Below are 19132 nucleotides of genomic sequence, written 5' to 3'. Positions count from 1 at the left end.
CTGTCGACGGCATGACTCACTCGCCGTAGAGACGAAACACCCCCGCAGCCATGGCTGCGGGGGTGTTTTTCTTCAAGCGTCCGGCTCAAGGCCTCGAGCTTGGCTTACAGGTGCTCGACGCCGGCGATCTCGTACTCCACGTCGCCGCCGGGCGTCTTGACCAGCACCACGTCGCCCTCTTCCTTGCCGATCAGGGCACGGGCGATGGGCGAGGTCACCGAGATGCGTCCCGCCTTGATGTCGGCCTCGTCCTCGCCGACGATGCGGTAGGTCACCTCCTCGTCGGTATCGAGGTTGAGCAGGCCCACGGTCACGCCGAAGATCACCTTGCCGGTCTTGGGCAGCTTGGTGACATCGATCACCTGGGAAGCCGAGAGCTTGCTCTCGATCTCCTGGATGCGCCCCTCGATAAAGCCCTGCTGCTCGCGGGCCGCGTGGTACTCGGCGTTCTCCTTGAGGTCGCCGTGTTCACGAGCCTCGGCAATGGCATTGATCACCTTCGGCCGTTCGACGCTCTTGAGCTGATCCAGCTCGTCCCGCAGACGCTGCTCGCCTGCTACGGTCATCGGGACCTTGTTCATTGACTGGCTCCTGCATGCAATTCCTGAAGCCGCCGCACGGTGATCTGATTGCCGTATTCCAGCGCCATGCAAACGGCGCGGGCCCCCGCCAGGGTGGTGGCATAGGGCACCTTATGGGCCAGGGCGGTGCGGCGGATGATCGAGGAGTCGTTGATGGCCTGACGCCCCTCGGTGGTGTTGACGATATAAGCCACTTCGTCGTTCTTGAGCATATCGACGATATGCGGCCGCCCCTCGTAGACCTTGTTGACCACCGACACCTCGAGGCCGGCCGCCTCGAGGGCGGCGGCGGTGCCGCGGGTGGCGCAGAGGGAGAAGCCCAATGCTAGCAGAGAACGCGCCACCTCGACGATGGCGGCCTTGTCCGGCTCGCGCACCGAGAGGAAGGCCAGCCGCTGGCCATTGAGGCCCGGCATCGGCTCGCTGGCGCCCAGCTGCGCCTTGAAGAAGGCCTCGGCGAAGGTCTCGCCGGAGCCCATCACCTCGCCGGTGGACTTCATCTCCGGCGACAGGATGGGATCGACCCCGGGGAACTTGTTGAACGGGAAGACCGCCTCCTTGACGCTGTAGAAGGGCGGCACGATCTCCTGCTCGAAGCCCTGCTCGGCCAGGGTGGTGCCGGCCATGCAGCGGGCGGCGATCTGGGCCAGGGAGGTACCGATGCACTTGGAGACGAAGGGCACGGTGCGCGAGGCGCGAGGATTGACCTCGATCACATAGATCTCGCCGTCCTGCCAGGCCAGCTGCACGTTCATCAGGCCCTTGACGCCCAGCTCCACCGCCATGCGCTTGACCTGCTCGCGCATCTCGTCCTGCACCTCGGCGGGCAGCGAGTAAGGCGGCAGCGAGCAGGCGGAATCACCGGAGTGCACGCCGGCCTGTTCGATATGCTGCATGATGCCGCCGATCACCACCTGCTGGCCGTCGGAGACCGCATCGATATCGATCTCGATGGCGGCATTGAGGAAGTGGTCGAGCAGCACCGGCGAGTCGTTGGAGACCTTGACCGCGTGGGTCATGTAGTTCTCGAGCTCGGAAGCGTCGTAGACGATCTCCATGGCCCGGCCGCCGAGCACGTAGCTGGGGCGCACCACCAGCGGGTAGCCGATCGCCTCGGCCTTGGCGAAGGCCTCGTCGAAGCTGCGCGCGGTGGCATTGGGCGGCTGCTTGAGGCCCAGCTTGTCGATCATCTGCTGGAAGCGCTCGCGATCCTCGGCGCGGTCGATGGCGTCCGGGGTGGTGCCGATGATCGGCACGCCGGCGGCCTCGAGCTCGCGGGCCAGCTTAAGCGGCGTCTGGCCGCCGAACTGTACGATCACGCCGACCGGCTTCTCCTTGTCGGCGATCTCCAGCACGTCCTCCAGGGTCACCGGCTCGAAGTAGAGGCGGTCGCTGGTGTCGTAGTCGGTGGAGACGGTCTCCGGGTTGCAGTTGACCATGATGGTCTCATAGCCGTCGTCGCGCATGGCGAAGGCGGCGTGGACGCAGCAGTAGTCGAACTCGATGCCCTGGCCGATGCGGTTGGGACCACCGCCCAGCACCATGATCTTCTGGCGATCGGAGACCTCCGCCTCGCACTCCTCCTCGTAGGTGGAGTACATGTAGGCGGTATCGGAGGCGAACTCCGCCGCACAGGTGTCGACGCGCTTGTAGACCGGGCGGATACCGGCCTTCTGGCGGGTCTTGCGGAACTCCTTCTCGGAGACGCCGAGCAGGCGCGCCAGGCGGGCATCGGAGAAGCCCTTGCGCTTGAGGCGCAGCAGGGCCCGGGCATCCAGCTCGGAGAGCGAGCGGGTGGCCAGGTCGGCCTCGGTCTTGATCAGGTCCTCGATCTGCACCAGGAACCAGGGATCGATCTTGGTCAGGGCGAAGACCTCGCCGACGCTCATCCCGGCGCGCATGGCATCGGCGACGAAGAAGATGCGCTCGGCGCCGGCGGCCTGCAGCTCGCCTTTGATCTGCGCCATGCCCTCGGTGGTGAAGTCGGTGACGATCGGATCGAGGCCGTCGTTGCCGGTCTCCAGGCCGCGCAGCGCCTTGTGCAGCGATTCCTGGAAGGTGCGGCCGATGGCCATCACCTCGCCCACCGACTTCATCTGGGTGGTCAGGCGGTCGTTGGCCTGGGGGAACTTCTCGAAGGTGAAGCGCGGGATCTTGGTGACCACATAGTCGATGGACGGCTCGAAGGAGGCCGGGGTGCGCCCGCCGGTGATGTCGTTCTGCAGCTCGTCCAGGGTGTAACCGATGGCCAACTTGGCGGCGATCTTGGCGATCGGGAAGCCGGTGGCCTTGGAGGCCAGGGCCGAGGAGCGGCTGACCCGCGGGTTCATCTCGATGACCACCACGCGACCGGTCCGGGGGTCCACGCCGAACTGGACGTTGGAGCCACCGGTCTCGACGCCGATCTCGCGCAACACCGCCAGGGAGGCGTCGCGCATGATCTGGTATTCCTTGTCGGTCAGCGTCTGGGCCGGGGCCACGGTGATGGAGTCACCGGTGTGCACGCCCATGGGGTCGAAGTTCTCGATGGCGCAGACGATGATGCAGTTGTCGTTCTTGTCACGAACGACCTCCATCTCGTACTCCTTCCACCCCAACAGCGACTCGTCGATCAGCAGCTCATGGTTGTTGGAGAGCTCGAAGCCGCGGGTGCAGATCTCCTCGAACTCTTCCTTGTTGTAGGCCACGCCGCCGCCGGAACCACCCATGGTGTAGGAGGGGCGGATAATGGTCGGGAAGCCCAGCTCGGCCTGAATCTCCCAGGCCTCATCCATGGTGTGCGCGACCTTGGCCTTGGGGCACGCCAGGCCGATGTTCTTCATCGCCTTGTCGAAGAGGTCGCGATCCTCGGCCTTGTTGATGGCGTCGGCGTTGGCGCCAATCATCTCCACGCCGTGCTTGTCGAGCACGCTGTGCTTGTCCAGGTCGAGGGCGCAGTTGAGCGCGGTCTGGCCGCCCATGGTGGGCAGGATGGCATCGGGCTTCTCGGCCTCGATGATCTTCTCCACCGCCTGCCAGGTGATCGGCTCGATATAGGTGGCGTCGGCCATGGCCGGGTCGGTCATGATGGTGGCCGGGTTGGAGTTCACCAGGATGACCCGGTAGCCCTCCTCGCGCAGCGCCTTGCAGGCCTGGGCGCCGGAGTAGTCGAATTCGCAGGCCTGGCCGATGACGATGGGGCCGGCGCCGATGATCAGGATGCTTTGAATGTCTGTACGCTTGGGCATGGTGCTTCCCGCAGAAAAAGGGTGACGAACGAGGATCGACGGACGGGCGAATGACGGCGCGCCCGGATCATCTCGATGGCGGTCGGGCGATTATCGGCGTGCCTTGATCATCTCGATAAAGCGGTCGAACAGCGGCGCCACGTCACGCGGCCCGGGGCTCGCTTCCGGATGCCCCTGGAAGCTGAAGGCCGGACGGTCGGTGCGCTCGATGCCCTGCAGGGTGCCATCGAAGAGCGAACGATGGGTGGCACGCAGGGTGCTGGGCAGACTCGCCTCGTCGGCGGCGAAGCCGTGGTTCTGGCTGGTGATCATCACCTGGCCGCCGTCGAGGTCCTGCACCGGGTGGTTGGCGCCGTGGTGGCCATGGCCCATCTTGACGGTCTTGGCCCCGCTGGCCAGGGCCAGCAGCTGGTGACCCAGGCAGATGCCGAACACCGGGATCTCGGTCTCGAGGATCTCCTGGATCGCGCGGATGGCGTAGTCGCAGGGCTCGGGGTCGCCGGGGCCGTTGGAGAGGAAGATACCGTCCGGATTCATGGCGATCACCTCGGCGGCCGGGGTCTGGGCCGGCACCACGGTGAGGCGACAGCCGCGGGAGGCCAGCATGCGCAGAATATTGCGCTTGACGCCGTAATCGTAGGCCACCACATGATAAGGGCGCTCGGCCTGTGCGGCGTCGGCGTAACCCTCGCCCAGGGCCCACTCGCCCTCACTCCACTCGTAGGCGTGCTGGCAGGTCACTTCCTTGGCCAGGTCCATGCCCTTGAGGCCCGGGAAGGCGCAGGCGGCCTCCAGGGCGCGGGCCACGGCATCCTCACCCTCGGCCTCGCTGCCGGCCAGGATGGCGCCGTTCTGGGAGCCCTTGTCGCGCAGGATGCGGGTCAGGCGACGGGTATCGATATCGGCGATGCCGAGGATGTTCTGGCCCTTGAGGTAGGCATCCAGGGACTGCTCGCAGCGGAAGCTGCTGGCCAGCAGCGGCAGGTCGCGGATCACCAGGCCGGCGGCGGCGATGGCCCCGGACTCCACGTCCTCGGCGTTGACGCCGGTGTTGCCGATATGCGGGTAGGTCAGGGTGACGATCTGTCGGGAATAGGAGGGATCGGTGAGGATTTCCTGGTAGCCGGTCATGGCCGTATTGAACACCACCTCACCGCTGGTCAGGCCATCGGCTCCGATGGCAGACCCATGGAAAACGCTACCATCTTCCAAGGCCAATATCGCGGGTCTGTTCAACGCAACTTCCTCCCATGCTCGTGAGACCAGCCGGGAAGGCGGTCTCGATAACCGACAAAGTGATCGCTGGTGGGCGCCTGATTCGAGTCGTAAAAAAGCGGGACGAAAGCCGATAAGACCGGTTTCATCCCGCTTTTTAGCATTATTCTATGCCCTTGGGCCGCCTCGACACGCCTCTGCGGGACAGATTCTCGCAGCGCCCGGCCAAAATTTTTGGAATATTACAGGATTCGCCGCAGGCTCACCACCCCCCCGTCTACCTCATCGCAGAGCGATTGCCGTTAACACGCCCTCTCCTCGGAGGCCGGGGCTACCCGCGCCGCGCTTAGTCCGCCAGCCCCAGCACATCCTGCATATCGTAGCGGCCGGCCGGACGCTCCGCGACCCAGCGGGCCGCGCGCACCGCGCCCTTGGCGAAGGTCATGCGGCTCGACGCCTTGTGGGTGATCTCGATGCGCTCGCCCTCGGTGGCGAACATCACGGTGTGCTCGCCGACGATATCGCCAGCACGCAGGGTGGCGAAACCGATCTCCTTGTCGGTCCGCGGGCCGCACTGCCCCACCCGCTCGAAGACGCCATGCTCCTTGAGGGTGCGCCCCAGGGACTCGGCCACCACCTCGCCCATCTTCAGGGCGGTGCCGGAGGGGGCATCGACCTTGTGGCGATGATGGGCCTCGACTACCTCGATATCGTAGCCCTCGTCGCCCAGCGCCTTGGCGGCGGTCTGCAGCAGCTTGAGGGTCAGGTTGACGCCCACGCTCATATTGGGGGCGAAGACGAAGGGCACCCGATTCCCATAGGCGTCCAGCTGAGCCAGCTCGTCGTCATCCAGGCCGGTGGTGCCGACCACCAGGCGCTTGCCGTGCTCGGCGCAGAAGGCCAGGTTGGCGAGCGTCACCCGGGGCGCGGTGAAGTCGATCAGCACGTCGAAGTCATCGACGATGGCCGCCAGGGAGTCCACCGCGGTGACGCCCAGCTTGCCCAGGCCGGCCAATTCGCCCAGATCGGCCCCCACCAGGGAACTGCCCGGCTCGACGCTGCCCCCGGCCAGGCTGGCCTGGGGGTCCTGCTGCACGGCGTTGACCAGGGTGCGGCCCATGCGGCCGGCGACACCGACGATGGCGATACGGGTCATGTGGACTCCTGAAAGGTGGCGACTGGGAAAGGGGCGCCAGTATAACAGGGCGCCGGGCCGCCCTCAGCCTCTCGCTTCCCGGCGCCCCTGGCGAAACAGCAGCCCCATGGCCAGCAGCACCAGCAGGCTGCCCGGCAGCCAGGCGAAGCCTAGGCGTGACGGCGCCTGCACCAGGAGCAGCAGCATGGAGACGAAGGGCACCAGGTAGCCGTAGGCGGTGACGCTGGCCGGGCTCAGCACGGCGGTGGCCCGCTGCAGCAGCCAGAAGGTCAGGGCGCTGGAGCCCAGCCCCAGGTAGACGATCAGCAGGGCATCCCGCCAGCCCAGGCCAAGCAGCCGGGACGGCGGCTCCAGCGCCAGCCCCGCCACCCCCACCAGCAGGGCCCCGCAGGCCAGGCTCCAGAAGGTACGGACTGCCGCCGACGCGGGGAGCCAGCCCCGCGCCAGCCCCCACTTGCTGAGCACCGGATAGCAGGCCGAGGCGATGCAGCCCAGGAAGAAGACCGCCTCGCCGGCCCCGAAGGCCAGCCCCGCGGGCGCCCCCCGGGCCTCGGCGAGGGCCAATCCGAGGGCGCCCAGGGCCCCCAGCGCCAGGATCGCCGGCAATCGCCACCCCGGGCGCTCCACGCCGAGCGGCAGGCCGAGCAGGTAGGCGAGCAGGGGCACGCTGACGAAGAGGGTGGCCATGGCCAGGGGCGTGGTGTGGTGGGCGGCCCAGAACATCGCGCCGAAGAAGCCCGCCAGGCAGGCGCCCAGCAGGCCATAGAGCCACCACTGCCCACCGCGGGGCAGGAAGGCCGCCTCGCCGCGCACCAGCCAGATCAGGCCGGCACAGGCGATCACGAAACGCAGGGCGGTCAGCAGCAGGGGCGGCAGCGCACCGAGCCAGCCCACCACCGGAAAGGAGAGCCCCACCAGCAGGGCCCAGAGCAGCATGCCCAGGTGGGCGCGACTCAGTTCTCCCAAACGATATCCAGCGGCTCCTTGCCGGCCATGCGGTCGAGATGACTGCTGACCACGCCCTCCAGGCGATCCAGTGCCTCTTCGTCCAGGGCCTCGATGGCCACGGTCATGGCCGCATCATCGGCGCGCATCAGGCAGACCCCCTCCTCGAAGGCGACTCGCCCCTGGTTCTCCTCCTGCTCGACCTCGAGCTTGTGGGCCCAGTGCTTGCACAGGCGATGGATCAAGCGGGCCCCGGAGTCGGTGGCGATCACGGCGCGGGAAATGGGCATGGCGGCCTCCTGGCGGTGGACTCAACGCCTCTAGACTAAGGCGCGGCCAGCCGGGACGCCACCCCCGCCACTCAGACCCCGGCGAAACGCTCGGCCCGGAACGGTGCCATGGGCACCGCGGTCTCCTCGCCATCCATCATCTCACCCATCAGGCGCCCGGTGACGGGGCCCAGGGTAAAGCCCTGGTGACCATGACCGAAGGCGAACCAGAGCCCCTTGTGACGGGGGGCCGGGCCAATCACCGGCTTCATATCCGGCATGCAGGGGCGATTGCCCACCCAGGGGGCGGCGTCCTGGCGGGGCCCCAGGGGGAAGAGCCGACGCGCCACCTTCTCCGCCGCGGCCAGCTGCTCATGGCGCGCCGGCGCGTCCCGGGTGGTCAACTCGGCACCGGTGGTGAGGCGCACCCCGGCGCGCATCGGCGCCAGCAGGTAGCCGGCATCGAAATCCATCAGCCAGTGATTCAGGCGCGCCTCGCCCTCGCCGGCGTAGTGCATGTGATAGCCGCGCTTGGGGAATAGCGGCAGGCGATAGCCGAGCTGTTGAAGCCAGTCGCCGCTCCAGGGGCCCGCCGCCAGCACCAGCTCCTGCGCCTCCAGGCTGCCGTCGGCCAGGTCCAGGCGCCAGCCGCTGGCGGTACGCACCACCTGGCGCACCTCGCCGCGCTGGAAGCGCCCACCGGCGGCCTCGAAGGCCCCGGCATAGGCCCGCACCAGGCCACCGGGATCGAGCACCGTCCAGCTATTGGTCCACTCGATGGCGCCGACGAAGGCCTCGGCGGCCAGGTCGGGCTCCTGGGCCTTGAGCTCGGCAGGCGTCAGGGAGCGATAGCCGACGCCGAAACGCCGGGCGGCCTCCTCGGCCTCGCCGGCGAAGGCTTCCAGGTGCTTCTGGCTGCGGAAGGCGTCGAACCAGCCCTTGCGACTGATCAGGGCCTCGGCGCCGGCGGCGTCGATCAGGCGCTGGTGCTCTTCGGTGGAGCGCATGATCAGGGAGGCGTATTCCGGGACGATCTGCCGATAGCTGGCCGGCGCCGAGCGCCGCCAGTACTGGAAGAGCGGCCCGGCGGCGGCGGCCATGCCCTTGAGGCGGTAACGAATGTCGATGCTGCGATTGGGCAGCACCCGCAGCAGGGTGCCCAGGTCGCGGGGAAAGGCATGGGGAAAGACCGCCTCCCGCTGAATAATGCCGGCATTGCCGAAGGAGGTCTCCTCCCCCGGCGCCCGGCGATCGACCAGGGTCACCGAGCGGCCGCGCCGGGCCAGGTGATAAGCGATGGAGGTGCCGACCATACCGGCACCCAGGACCAGAGTCTCGCGAGTCATGCCTGCGGTTCCTTGCTGGGCAGGGGCCGGGGCGCATCGCCCCCGGCCGGAAAAACGGAGTACGCCGGGACTCCCACCCCGACGTGGCCTTTCGCGTCACCGAGGCTACGCTGAATAGGTGTTGGGGAGCGAGCGGCGCGGTGCCTTCACTCTAGTCAGCCTCCCGCCGGCAGACAATGCGGCCTCGCCAGCGTGGCGCATCGATGCAATCAGGGCGAAGATTTTGACAAAAAGCTAGTTAGGCAACAAACATTAAAAAATGTAGACATTATCCTAACGTTGAAGGGATGCGTATGGAATATTCATCACCCGTGTGATTTACTCAAAGCGCAGTCTGACAGGTCGGGGCCACACCGACCATCGATGACAATCTATAACTCCATAACTGCATCGCAACGAGGTCCCATGAAGCTCTCCACTTTCGTCAAAGGCGCCCTGGCCACCTCCCTGGCCGCCTCCATCGTCGCCAGCCACACCGTCCATGCCGACACCGTGCGCCTGCGCATGCACACTTTTTACGGCACCGAGGTCGACGACATCGCCCGCGACCTGCGCGACCGGGTCAATGAGGCCAGCGACGGCTCCATCCGCATCCAGTTCTTCCGTGCCGGCGAGCTCGTCGACAGCGACCAGTTCGTCGATGCGGTGTCCCGCGGCACCATCGATATCGCCCATGGCGTGGGCAGCTACTGGCCGGGCGCCGTGAGCATCGGCACCATCGAGGGTGGCCTGCCGGGCGCCTGGGTCAACGTCGAAGAAGCCCGCGATATCTTCGAGAATCAGGGCCTCGAGGAGCTGGTCGCCGCCGCCTACGAGGAGCGCGGGGTCAAGCTGATCGGCCGCGGCTTCGGCAGCGACTACGGCCTGGTGACCCGCGAGCCGGTGACCAGCCTGGAAGACCTGCAGTCCATGCGCATCCGCGCCACCAGCTCCATCGCCGCGGTGCTGGAGCCGTTCGATATTCCCACCGTCTTCCTGCCCGGCCAGGAGCTCTACGTGGCCCTCTCCACCGGGGTGATCGACGGCGCCGTCTACGGCGGCCCGGTGGAATACGAGCAGCTCAAGCTGCATGAAGTGGCCGGCCACTACACCGACCTCAACCTGCTCAACCCGGGCTGGACCGAGAACGCCCTGATCAACCCCAACACCTGGGAGCGCCTCGACGAGGAGCAGCAGCAGATCCTCACCGACGCCATCGATCAGTACCTGCTGGACGTGCACCAGTGGCTGGAAGAGGGCAACCAGCGCATCATCGACGAGGGTGAGCTGTTCGAATTCGCCGTGCTGCCGCAGGAAGACTCCAACCGCCTCGCCGAGGCCGCCCTGCCGATCTGGGAAGCCGAAGCCGAGAAGGGCGAGCGCCACGCCCAAGCCATCGATATCCTGATCAACAACGCCATCGAGCAAGGACGCCTGAGTGAGTAAAGTCACCCGCTATCTGAGGGTGCAGGATGGCCTTTCCGACTGGGTCGGAAGGGCCACTTCCTGGCTGACGCTGGGCATCATCGGCGTACTGCTCTACGAAGTCGTGGCTCGTTATATCCTCAATGCCCCCACCATCTGGGGGCATGAACTGTCGACCATGTTCTTCGGTGCGCTGAGCATCCTGGCGGGCAGCTACACCCTTCGCCATCACGGTCATGTCCGTAGCGACGTGGTCTATCGATTGCTGCCGTTGCGCGCTCAGGCCTTCTGCGATCTGGTGGTCTTCGCCCTGGGCATCCTGGTACTGACGGTCTTCTTCCGCATGGCGGTGGACTTCGCCTACCACTCCTGGAGCATCGGCGAATTCTCCAACAGCAGCCTCTGGCGTCCGCCCCTCTGGCCGATCAAGGCCACCATTCCGCTGGCCGTCGGCCTGCTGATCCTGCAGTGCCTGGCCGAGCTGGTGCGTGCCGCGCTACGCGTGGCCGGGGTGCGCTACGACGACCCCAGGGATGATGAGGCCAGCGAGACGGCCTGAGGCCGGATTCGTCGAGACCCCCACATCGCGACAGGGATAGAAACACATTCGACGGCCCCACTCGGGCCCGTCTTGCAAAGGGCTTTCCTATGGCTGGCTTCGAGCCCCTAACGATTACCGCCATCATGTTCTTCTCCATGCTGGTGTTGATGGCAATGGGCGCCCCCCTGGCATGGGCGCTGATGATTTCCGGCATGGGCAGCGCCTACCTGATGTTCGGGCCCGGCGGGCTGGATCTGCTGCTGGCCTCGGCCTTCAGCGCGATGGACAACTTCCTGCTCGTCTCACTGCCGCTGTTTATCTTCATGGGCCTGGTGCTGGAGCGCTCGGGGATCACCGATGATCTCTTCGAGATGATCCATAAGCTGATGGGCAGCCTACCCGGCGGCCTGGGCGTGGGCACGGTGCTGATCTGCGCACTGATCGCCGCCATGGCCGGCGTCTCCGGTGCCGCCACGGTCAGCCTGGGCATCATCGCCTTGCCCGCCATGCTCAAGCGTGGCTATCACAAGCGCCTGGTCACTGGCACCATCATGGCCGGCGGCGCCCTGGGCTTTCTGATTCCGCCCAGCGTGCTGATGATCGTCTACGCCTTCCTGGCCCGGGAGTCGGTGGGCAAGCTGTTCACCGCCGGCCTGATGCCGGGGCTGATGCTGGCGGGCATCTACATGGCCTATATCCTGATCCGCTGCCGAATCAACCCGGAACTGGGCCCGGCGGCGCCGAAGGAAGAGCGCTTCACGCCCCTGGAGAAGCTCAAGTCGCTGCGCCATGTGATCGCCCCGGGCCTGCTGGTCTTCGCCGTGCTGGGCTGCATCATCGGCGGCGTCACCTCCCCCTCCGAGGCCTCCGCCGTGGGTGCCGGTGGCGCCCTGCTGATCGCCGCCCTGCGCGGTAAGCTCAACTGGGGGCTGCTGCGCTACGTGATGCTCAATACCACCAAGATCACCGGCATGCTGCTGTGGATCGCGATTGCCGCGGTCTTCTTCAGCCGAATCTACATGGGCCTGGGCGCCGGGATGATCCTCAGCGAGATCATCGAGGACTTCGCCCTGTCGCCCTATACGGTGATCATCGTCATGGTGCTGAGCTTCTTCGTGCTGGGGATGTTCCTGGATGACTTCGCCATCCTCTTTATCACCATCCCCCTCTATGTGCCCATCGTGCGGGAACTGGGCTTCGACACCACCTGGTTCGCGGTGCTGTTTATCCTCAGCATGCAGTCCGCCTACCTAACGCCACCCTTCGGCTACAACCTCTTCTACATGCGCTCGGTGGCGCCCAAGTCGATCACCATCACCGATATCTATCGCTCGGCCCTGCCCTTCGTGGGCCTGCAGATCCTCGGCCTGGCGCTGATCATCATCTTCCCGAGCATCGCCCTGTGGCTGCCGGAGCTGCTCTTCTAGCCCCGCCACGCCACCCGGCACAACCTGCTGCGCTTTCCGCCCCCTCTCCAGAGGGGGCTTTTTTGTCTCTGCGGAGCCACTCAGGGGCCGCCATGCTAGGCTGGGCTTGAATTCACAAAAGGCGATAAAGGAAGACGACGTGAATGCATCCTTGGAGTGCCTGGGCAGGCTCAGGGTCGGGCATAGCAAGGGAGTGCCGGCCCCCAACAAGCCCTGCCTCTTGCTGGCGATCATCTGCGAAATCCAGGCGGGGCATATCGCCTCTCCCCGGGTCACCATCGATGACCGGCTGATCGCCCGCTATCACGACCTTTATGAAGCAGCCACCGGGAACAGGTCGTCCGCCAACCCCCAGCTTCCCCTCTGGCATCTGAGAAATGACCAGGGCCCATCGGGCCCCCTCTGGTCGCCGGAGTTCACGGACAGCCTGAGCGCCGTGGAGCCACAACTCGGCCAGCCCAAGTCCCTCAGGAAGCTTCGGGAGCGCTTTACCAGTGCCCGACTGGACGCCACCCTCTTCGAGGCCCTCCGGAGTGAACCTGTCTCGCGAGAGGCGTGCGCCCTGCTGGTATCTCGTTACTTCTCCGCCGCCCCGAAAGCCTACCAGGCACTGCACACCTACCTGACCACGGCACTGGAAAGCGGCAACTATGAGCGGCATCCCGAGCGACTGAAAGGCAGTGTGAAAGAACAAAGCCAGACCTATGCCCGCTCCGCCGCCTTTCGCTCCTTGGTGCTGGAGGCCTACGACTACCGCTGCGCAGCAAGCCGCCTGCGCTATATCACACCGGACTATCGCTACCTGGTGGAGGCCGCCCACCTGATCCCCTTCGCCGAGAGCCAGGACGATCGACCGACCAACGGCATCGCCCTGACGCCCAACCTGCACTGGGCCATGGACAACCAGTTGATCGCCCCGGGACCGGACCATCGCTGGCACGTCAGCCCCGGTATCGACACGCTGAATAGCGATAATCGCTGGCTCTGCGACCTGGACGACCACCCGCTGGTGCTGCCCAGGGATCCCGACCGCCAGCCCTGCCGCGAGGCGCTGGCCTGGCGCCTGGAACGCTTGCTGAGTTGACGCCCCGAAACGGCCAGGCCCCGGTATCTGGGGATACCGGGGCCTGGTGGGCTCGTCGAGGGAGGAGGCCGCTTAGGGCTTCATATCCTCGAAGAACTTCTTCACGCCGTCGAAGAAGCTCTTCTTGCGCGGCGAGTGGCTATTGGATTCGCCGAGGCTCTCCTGGAACTTGCGCAGCAGCTCCTTCTGCTCCTCGGAGAGGCTGATCGGGGTCTCCAGTACCACTCGGCACAGCAGGTCGCCGGCGGGGCCGCCGCGCACCGGCTTGACGCCCTTGCCCTTGAGGCGGAACAGCTTGCCGGTCTGGGTCTCGGCGGGAATCTTCAGCTTGACCCGGCCGTCCAGGGTCGGCACCTCCAGTTCGCCGCCCAACGCCGCGTCGACGAAGTTGATCGGCACCTCGCACTGCAGGTGGCGACCGTCGCGCTGGAAGATCGGGTGCGGCTTGATGGCCACCTGGACGTAGAGGTCCCCGGGGGGGCCGCCGTTGACGCCACTCTCGCCCTCGCCGTTCAGGCGAATGCGGTCGCCGGTATCGACCCCCGCGGGAATCTTCACCGACAGGGTGCGGGTCTCGCGCACCCGGCCCTCGCCGTGGCACTTGTGGCAGGGCACCTTGATGTGCTGACCGCTGCCGTGACAGGTCGGGCAGGTCTGCTGCACGGCGAAGAAGCCCTGCTGCATGCGCACCTGGCCATGACCGTTACAGGTGGGGCAGGTCTCCTTGGTGGAGCCGGGCTCGGCGCCCTCGCCGTCACAGCGCTCGCACTCCACATGGCGCGGCACGCGGATATCGACGCTGGTGCCGGTGACGGCATCTTCCAGGTCGAGCTCCAGGTTGTAGCGCAGGTCGCTGCCGCGCTGGGGGGCGTTGGGGTTACGCCGGCCACCACCGCCGCCACCGAAGATATCGCCGAACACATCGCCGAAGATATCGCTGAAGCCGCCGGCCCCGGCGCCACCGAAGCCACCGCCGCCGAAGCCGCCGGCCTGGCCGTCGACGCCGGCATGACCGAACTGGTCATAGGCGGCGCGCTTCTCGCCGTCGGCCAGCACCTCGTAGGCCTCGGAGACCTCGCGAAACTTCTCCGCCGAGGTATCGTCGTCCGGGTTACGGTCGGGGTGATACTTCTGGGCCAGGCGTCGGTAGGCCTTCTTGATCTCTTTCTGGTCGGCACCGCGCTCTACGCCCAGCACCTCATAATAATCGCGTTTGGACATCGGTCTGTCCGCCTCCGTCGCGGCACCGCGGAAACACCAACGCGGGAGTCAGGCCCCCGCGCTGGTGTCATCCTTGATGCCGATGTCGTGGTTTACTGCTTTTTCTGGTCGTCGTTGACTTCTTCGTACTCGGCGTCGACCACGTCATCGTCCTGCTTGGCACCGGCGTCCTGCGCCTCGCCACCGGCCTGCTGGGCGGCCTCGGCCTGCTCGGCGTACATCTTCTGGGCGACCTGGCCGGAGGCCTCGGTGAGCTTGTCCAGCTTGGCCTGAATCTCGTCCTTGTCGTCGCCCTTCAGCGCCTCCTCGAGCTCGCCGATGGCGCTCTCGATGGCCTGCTTCTCCTCGTCGCTGGCCTTGTCGCCGGCTTCCTCCAGGGTCTTCTTGGAGGCGTGGATCATGCCGTCGGCCTGGTTGCGCAGGGCCACCAGCTCCTCGAACTTCTTGTCCTCGTCGGCATGCGCCTCGGCGTCGCGGACCATCTGTTCGATCTCGTCATCGGAGAGGCCGCTGGAGGCCTTGATGACGATCGACTGCTCCTTGCCGGTAGCCTTGTCCTTGGCGGAGACGTGCAGGATGCCGTTGGCGTCCAGGTCGAAGGCGACCTCGATCTGCGGCACGCCGCGCGGCGCCGGCGGGATGTCGGCCAGGTCGAAGCGACCCAGGGACTTGTTGCCGCCCGCCTGCTTGCGCTCGCCCTGCAGCACGTGGATGGTCACGGCGGTCTGGTTGTCATCCGCGGTGGAGAAGGTCTGGGTCTTCTTGGTCGGGATGGTGGTGTTCTTCTCGATCAGCGGCGTCATCACGCCACCCAGGGTCTCGATCCCCAGGGTCAGCGGAGTCACGTCGAGCAGCAGCACGTCCTTGACGTCACCGCCCAGCACGCCGCCCTGGATCGCCGCACCCACGGCCACGGCTTCGTCCGGGTTGACGTCCTTGCGGGCGTCCTTGCCGAAGAACTCGGCCACGCTCTTCTGCACCAGCGGCATGCGAGTCTGGCCGCCGACCAGGATGACATCATCGATCTCGGACGCGGACAGGCCGGCATCGGCCAGGGCGGTCTTGCAGGGCGCCAGGGAGCGCTTGACCAGCTCCTCCACCAGCGACTCCAGCTTGGCCCGGGTCACCTTGACGTTGAGGTGCTTGGGACCGGTGTTGTCGGCGGTGATGTAGGGCAGGTTGACGTCGGTCTGCTGGGCGCTAGAGAGCTCGATCTTGGCCTTCTCGGCGGCTTCCTTGAGGCGCTGCATGGCCAAGTTGTCGCCGGACAGGTCGATGCCGCTGTCGGCCTTGAACTGATCGACCAGGTAGTTGATCAGGTGCATATCGAAGTCTTCGCCACCCAGGAAGGTGTCGCCGTTGGTGGCCAGCACCTCGAACTGGGTCTCGCCGTCGACGTCGGCCACTTCGATGATGGAGATATCGAAGGTGCCGCCCCCCAGGTCATAGACCGCGATGGTCTTGTCGCCGCGGGACTTGTCCATGCCGTAGGCCAGGGCCGCCGCGGTCGGCTCGTTGATGATGCGCTTGACCTCGAGGCCGGCGATGCGGCCGGCATCCTTGGTGGCCTGACGCTGGCTGTCGTTGAAGTAGGCCGGCACGGTGATGACCGCCTCGGTGACTTCCTCACCCAGGTAGTCTTCCGCGGTCTTCTTCATCTTCTTCAGCACTTCGGCGCTGACCTGCGGCGGCGCCAGCTTCTTGCCCTTCACCTCGACCCAGGCGTCGCCGTTGTCGGCCTCGGTAATGGCGTAGGGCACCATCTTGATGTCCTTCTGAACGACGTCGTCCTTGAAGCGGCGACCGATCAGGCGCTTGATGGCATAGAGGGTGTTCTGCGGGTTGGTGACCGCCTGGCGCTTGGCCGCCTGACCCACTAGGGTCTCGCCATCATCGGTGTAGGCGATGATGGACGGCGTGGTGCGGCCACCTTCGGCGTTCTCGATGACTTTGGCGCTGTCGCCGTCGAGCACGGCCACACAAGAGTTGGTGGTCCCCAGGTCAATACCGATGATGCGTCCCATAGGAAATCCTCGAAAAGTCGTGATCTTGAATTCGTGCGTTGCGGCCTTCGCCGCGGCGTTGTGCTGTATGTGGGGGAGGCCTTACGGCTTTTCAAGCCCCCTCTTGCGGCTCAACCGACGGACTGGCTGACCACCACCATGGCCGGGCGCACCAGGCGCCCGTTGAGCAGATAGCCCTTCTGCATCACGTCCATGACGGTGTTGGGCTCCAACTCGGGGTTGGGCACCATGGCCATGGCCTCGTGCACCTGTGGATCGAAAGGCTCGCCGGCGGGCTCCACCATCTCGACGCCGAACTTGGTCAGCACATCGCGCTGCATCTTCAGGGTCATGGCCACCCCTTCGCGGTGAGCCTCGCTGGCCTCCTCGTCCATGGCCTCCAGGGCCTTCTCCAGGCTGTCCACCACCGGCAGCAGCTCCTTGACGAACTTCTCCAGGGCGAACTTACGCGCCTTCTCCGCCTCCTGCTCGGCACGGCGGCGCACGTTCTGGGCCTCGGCGGCGGCACGCAGGGCCTGATCCTTGGCCTCGGCCAGGCCCTGCTCCAGCTCCTCGACCCGGGCCGCCAGCACCTCGGCCTCGGGGTTGTCGCTGGGCTCGCCCTGGCTCTCGGCTTGCTCGACCGCCTCGGCGGCGGACTCCACCTCGCCCTCCACGGGCTGCGCTTCGGCCTCCCGTTCCTGGCGCATCAGTTCCTCGTCCAGTGGGGTCTGCGGGTCTTTGGCCATGGGTATCTCCTGACGTCGGCGGCGGCGCGAAGCCACCACGCTTGGGGTTGAGCTTGAGTTGCTCCCTGATATGGGGATGCCGGCGGCGATCTCAAGGGAGGAATCGCGGGAGCATTGTCGTCGCCCTTGGGCTACTGTATAAAACACTGTATAAAAGAACAGACTGACTCGCCGGTCCCGCCGCACGACCCAGGGAGGAATAGGCCATGCTGGTGCAGCTTGCGATCCACGATTACGCCATCGTCGACGACCTGGAACTGGACCTGGGTGGCGGCATGACCGCCATTACCGGGGAGACCGGCGCCGGCAAGTCGATCCTGTTGGGCGCCCTGGGGCTGTGCCTGGGCGAGCGCGCCGATGCCGGCAGCGTGCGCCACGGCGCCGAGCGCGCCGACCTCAGCGCCCGCTTCGAGATCAGCGCCCTGCCCGAGGCGCGCGCCTGGCTGGAGGCTCGGGACCTGCCCGCCGACGACTGCCTACTGCGCCGGGTAGTCACCGCCAATGGTCGCTCCAAGGCATGGATCAACGGCCAGCCCGCCACCGTGGCCGACCTGCGCGGCCTCGGCGAGCGCCTGATCCAGGTGCATGGCCAGCACGCCCACCAGGCGCTGCTGCGCGAGGAGACCCACCTCAGCCTGCTCGATGACTTCGCCGGCCAGGCCGGCGCCGCCGCCGAGCTGGCCGAGACCTTCCGCCAGTGGCAGGCCAGTCGCCGACGCCTCAAGCGCCTGGCCGAGAGCGGCGAGGAACTGGCCGCCCGACGCCAGTTGCTGCGCTACCAGGTGGATGAGCTCGATGCCCTGGCCCTGGCCGACGGCGAGCTGGAGACCCTAGAACAGGAACAGGAGACCCTGGCCCATGCCGAGGAGAGCCTGCGTGAGGCGCAGTTCGCCGCCCAGTGCTGCGACGACGACGAAGGCGGTGCCCTGGCCCTGCTGCACCAGGCGGCCAGCCGCCTGAGCGTGCTGCCGGGCAGCGATCGCGGCGCCCTGGCCGAGGCCCTGGGCCTGCTCGAGGAGGCGCAGATCCAGGTCGGCGAGGCGAGCCGCGAACTGCAGCGCTTCGCCGATACCACCGAGCTGGACCCGGAGCGTCTGGCCTGGGTGGATGGCCGCCTGGGCGAAGTGCATCGCATCGCCCGCAAGCATCATTGCCTGCCCGAGGAACTGACCGAGCTGCACCAGCGCCTGGCGACGGAGCTGGGCGGCCTGGAGGGCGGCGAAGGGGACCTGGAGCAACTCGCCACCGAGGTGGAGACCCTGGGCGAACGGTGGCGCCAGCAGGCCAAGGCCCTGTCGAAGGCACGTCGCGAGGCCGCCGGCCGGCTGGCCAAGGCGGTGCAGCAGCAACTGACCTTCCTGGCCATGGGCAAGGCCCGCTTCGAGGTGCGAGTCGGCGAGCGGGAGGCCCCCGCCGCCGAGGGCCTGGACCGCGTCGCCTTCCTGATCGCCGCCAACCCGGGGCAACCGCCCCGCCCCCTGGCCAAGGTGGCCTCCGGCGGCGAACTGTCGCGGATCAGCCTGGCCATCCAGGTCGTGGCCGCCAGCCACTCCACCATTCCCAGCCTGGTCTTCGACGAGGTCGACGTGGGCATCTCCGGCGCCACCGCGGAGATCGTCGGCCAGTTGCTCAAGCGCCTGGGCGCCGCGGGCCAGGTGCTGACGGTGACCCACCTGCCCCAGGTGGCCGCCCAGGCCCACCAGCACCTGCATATCGAGAAGCAGGCCAAGCGTGACACCACCCTGACCCGTATGGCGCTGCTGGATGGCGCCGGCCGGGTACGCGAACTGGCGCGGATGCTGGGTGGGGTAAATCTCTCGGACCAGACCCTGGCCCATGCCCGAGAGATGCTCGACGCCAGCCAGCGTCCGCACCACTAGGTAGCCAGGAGCGCTGGCTGGCGGCTCTCGATGCCCCGCCAGCGCCCGCGCCATCGAGGCCACTCCGCCACGCCCCAGCCCAAA

General features: G+C 66.7%; 15 protein-coding genes. 5 read left to right on the top strand and 10 right to left on the bottom strand.

Annotated elements, in window-relative coordinates; all coding sequences use genetic code 11:
* Positions 1-104 precede the first annotated feature (104 nt).
* The 7 genes from greA to HPA02_RS03910 all read right to left on the bottom strand — a co-directional run bounded on the left by greA (position 105) and on the right by HPA02_RS03910 (position 8739).
* Positions 105-581: a transcription elongation factor GreA gene (gene greA / locus HPA02_RS03940; RefSeq protein WP_146801777.1), complete on the bottom strand. Its 477-nt coding sequence runs from the start codon at positions 579-581 to the stop codon at positions 105-107.
* Positions 578-3808 (bottom strand): carbamoyl-phosphate synthase large subunit, encoded by a 3231-nt coding sequence (gene carB / locus HPA02_RS03935; RefSeq protein WP_146801776.1) that lies wholly within the window; start codon positions 3806-3808, stop codon positions 578-580. The genes greA and carB overlap by 4 nt, the downstream gene beginning before the upstream one ends.
* 90 nt (positions 3809-3898) lie before the next feature.
* A complete protein-coding gene (gene carA / locus HPA02_RS03930) occupies positions 3899-5044 on the bottom strand; it encodes a glutamine-hydrolyzing carbamoyl-phosphate synthase small subunit (RefSeq protein WP_146801775.1) in 1146 nt (381 codons plus the stop codon).
* Positions 5045-5369: 325 nt separating this feature from the next.
* The gene (gene dapB / locus HPA02_RS03925; protein ID WP_146801774.1) at positions 5370-6179 is read right to left on the bottom strand and encodes a 4-hydroxy-tetrahydrodipicolinate reductase; all 810 of its coding nucleotides are present in this window, start codon (positions 6177-6179) and stop codon (positions 5370-5372) included.
* 63 nt (positions 6180-6242) lie between these two features.
* Positions 6243-7145, bottom strand: a complete 903-nt coding sequence (locus tag HPA02_RS03920; RefSeq protein ID WP_244945850.1) for an EamA family transporter — start codon at positions 7143-7145, stop codon at positions 6243-6245.
* Positions 7133-7414: a DUF2218 domain-containing protein gene (locus tag HPA02_RS03915; protein ID WP_146801773.1), complete on the bottom strand. Its 282-nt coding sequence runs from the start codon at positions 7412-7414 to the stop codon at positions 7133-7135. The genes HPA02_RS03920 and HPA02_RS03915 overlap by 13 nt, the downstream gene beginning before the upstream one ends.
* A 71-nt stretch (positions 7415-7485) precedes the next feature.
* On the bottom strand, positions 7486-8739 hold the full coding sequence (locus HPA02_RS03910; protein WP_146801772.1) for an NAD(P)/FAD-dependent oxidoreductase: 1254 nt from the start codon (positions 8737-8739) through the stop codon (positions 7486-7488).
* 405 nt (positions 8740-9144) lie between these two features.
* Between HPA02_RS03910 and dctP the strand changes: the two genes are divergently transcribed.
* The 4 genes from dctP to HPA02_RS03890 all read left to right on the top strand — a co-directional run bounded on the left by dctP (position 9145) and on the right by HPA02_RS03890 (position 13195).
* On the top strand, positions 9145-10164 hold the full coding sequence (dctP, locus tag HPA02_RS03905; protein WP_146801771.1) for a TRAP transporter substrate-binding protein DctP: 1020 nt from the start codon (positions 9145-9147) through the stop codon (positions 10162-10164).
* A complete protein-coding gene (locus tag HPA02_RS03900; RefSeq protein WP_146801770.1) occupies positions 10157-10702 on the top strand; it encodes a TRAP transporter small permease subunit in 546 nt (181 codons plus the stop codon). Before dctP ends, HPA02_RS03900 begins: the two co-directional genes overlap by 8 nt.
* A gap of 89 nt (positions 10703-10791) precedes the next feature.
* Complete coding sequence (locus HPA02_RS03895) at positions 10792-12111, top strand: TRAP transporter large permease (protein ID WP_146801769.1); 1320 nt, start codon at positions 10792-10794, stop codon at positions 12109-12111.
* Positions 12112-12250: 139 nt separating this feature from the next.
* On the top strand, positions 12251-13195 hold the full coding sequence (locus HPA02_RS03890) for an HNH endonuclease (protein WP_186809914.1): 945 nt from the start codon (positions 12251-12253) through the stop codon (positions 13193-13195).
* A gap of 72 nt (positions 13196-13267) precedes the next feature.
* On the opposite strand, the gene dnaJ is transcribed toward HPA02_RS03890, so the two are convergent.
* The 3 genes from dnaJ to grpE all read right to left on the bottom strand — a co-directional run bounded on the left by dnaJ (position 13268) and on the right by grpE (position 17168).
* A complete protein-coding gene (gene dnaJ, locus HPA02_RS03885) occupies positions 13268-14416 on the bottom strand; it encodes a molecular chaperone DnaJ (protein ID WP_146801767.1) in 1149 nt (382 codons plus the stop codon).
* Positions 14417-14508: 92 nt separating this feature from the next.
* On the bottom strand, positions 14509-16440 hold the full coding sequence (gene dnaK, locus HPA02_RS03880) for a molecular chaperone DnaK (RefSeq protein WP_146801766.1): 1932 nt from the start codon (positions 16438-16440) through the stop codon (positions 14509-14511).
* A gap of 110 nt (positions 16441-16550) precedes the next feature.
* Positions 16551-17168 carry a nucleotide exchange factor GrpE gene (gene grpE / locus HPA02_RS03875; RefSeq protein WP_146801765.1) on the bottom strand — a complete coding sequence of 206 codons (618 nt, stop codon included), beginning with the start codon at positions 17166-17168 and terminating at the stop codon, positions 16551-16553.
* Positions 17169-17374: 206 nt separating this feature from the next.
* Here grpE and recN point away from each other — a divergent pair, with 206 nt between their 5' ends.
* Complete coding sequence (gene recN / locus HPA02_RS03870; protein ID WP_146801764.1) at positions 17375-19048, top strand: DNA repair protein RecN; 1674 nt, start codon at positions 17375-17377, stop codon at positions 19046-19048.
* The last annotated feature ends 84 nt before the right edge of the window (positions 19049-19132 follow it).

Origin of the sequence: Bisbaumannia pacifica (assembly GCF_007989625.1) — a bacterium.
Lineage (GTDB): Bacteria > Pseudomonadota > Gammaproteobacteria > Pseudomonadales > Halomonadaceae > Bisbaumannia > Bisbaumannia pacifica.
The sequence above is the reverse complement of the archived record's forward strand: the minus strand, read 5'-3'. Positions and strand labels throughout refer to the sequence as shown.

Excerpts from the sequence above, each read along its gene's own strand:
- greA (WP_146801777.1), bottom strand. The coding sequence starts at position 581 with ATGAACAAGGTCCCGATGACCGTAGCAGGCGAGCAGCGTCTGCGGGAC.
- carB (WP_146801776.1), bottom strand. The coding sequence starts at position 3,808 with ATGCCCAAGCGTACAGACATTCAAAGCATCCTGATCATCGGCGCCGGC.
- dapB (WP_146801774.1), bottom strand. The coding sequence starts at position 6,179 with ATGACCCGTATCGCCATCGTCGGTGTCGCCGGCCGCATGGGCCGCACC.
- HPA02_RS03915 (WP_146801773.1), bottom strand. The coding sequence starts at position 7,414 with ATGCCCATTTCCCGCGCCGTGATCGCCACCGACTCCGGGGCCCGCTTG.
- HPA02_RS03910 (WP_146801772.1), bottom strand. The coding sequence starts at position 8,739 with ATGACTCGCGAGACTCTGGTCCTGGGTGCCGGTATGGTCGGCACCTCC.
- dctP (WP_146801771.1), top strand. The coding sequence starts at position 9,145 with ATGAAGCTCTCCACTTTCGTCAAAGGCGCCCTGGCCACCTCCCTGGCC.
- HPA02_RS03895 (WP_146801769.1), top strand. The coding sequence starts at position 10,792 with ATGGCTGGCTTCGAGCCCCTAACGATTACCGCCATCATGTTCTTCTCC.
- dnaJ (WP_146801767.1), bottom strand. The coding sequence starts at position 14,416 with ATGTCCAAACGCGATTATTATGAGGTGCTGGGCGTAGAGCGCGGTGCC.
- dnaK (WP_146801766.1), bottom strand. The coding sequence starts at position 16,440 with ATGGGACGCATCATCGGTATTGACCTGGGGACCACCAACTCTTGTGTG.
- grpE (WP_146801765.1), bottom strand. The coding sequence starts at position 17,168 with ATGGCCAAAGACCCGCAGACCCCACTGGACGAGGAACTGATGCGCCAG.
- recN (WP_146801764.1), top strand. The coding sequence starts at position 17,375 with ATGCTGGTGCAGCTTGCGATCCACGATTACGCCATCGTCGACGACCTG.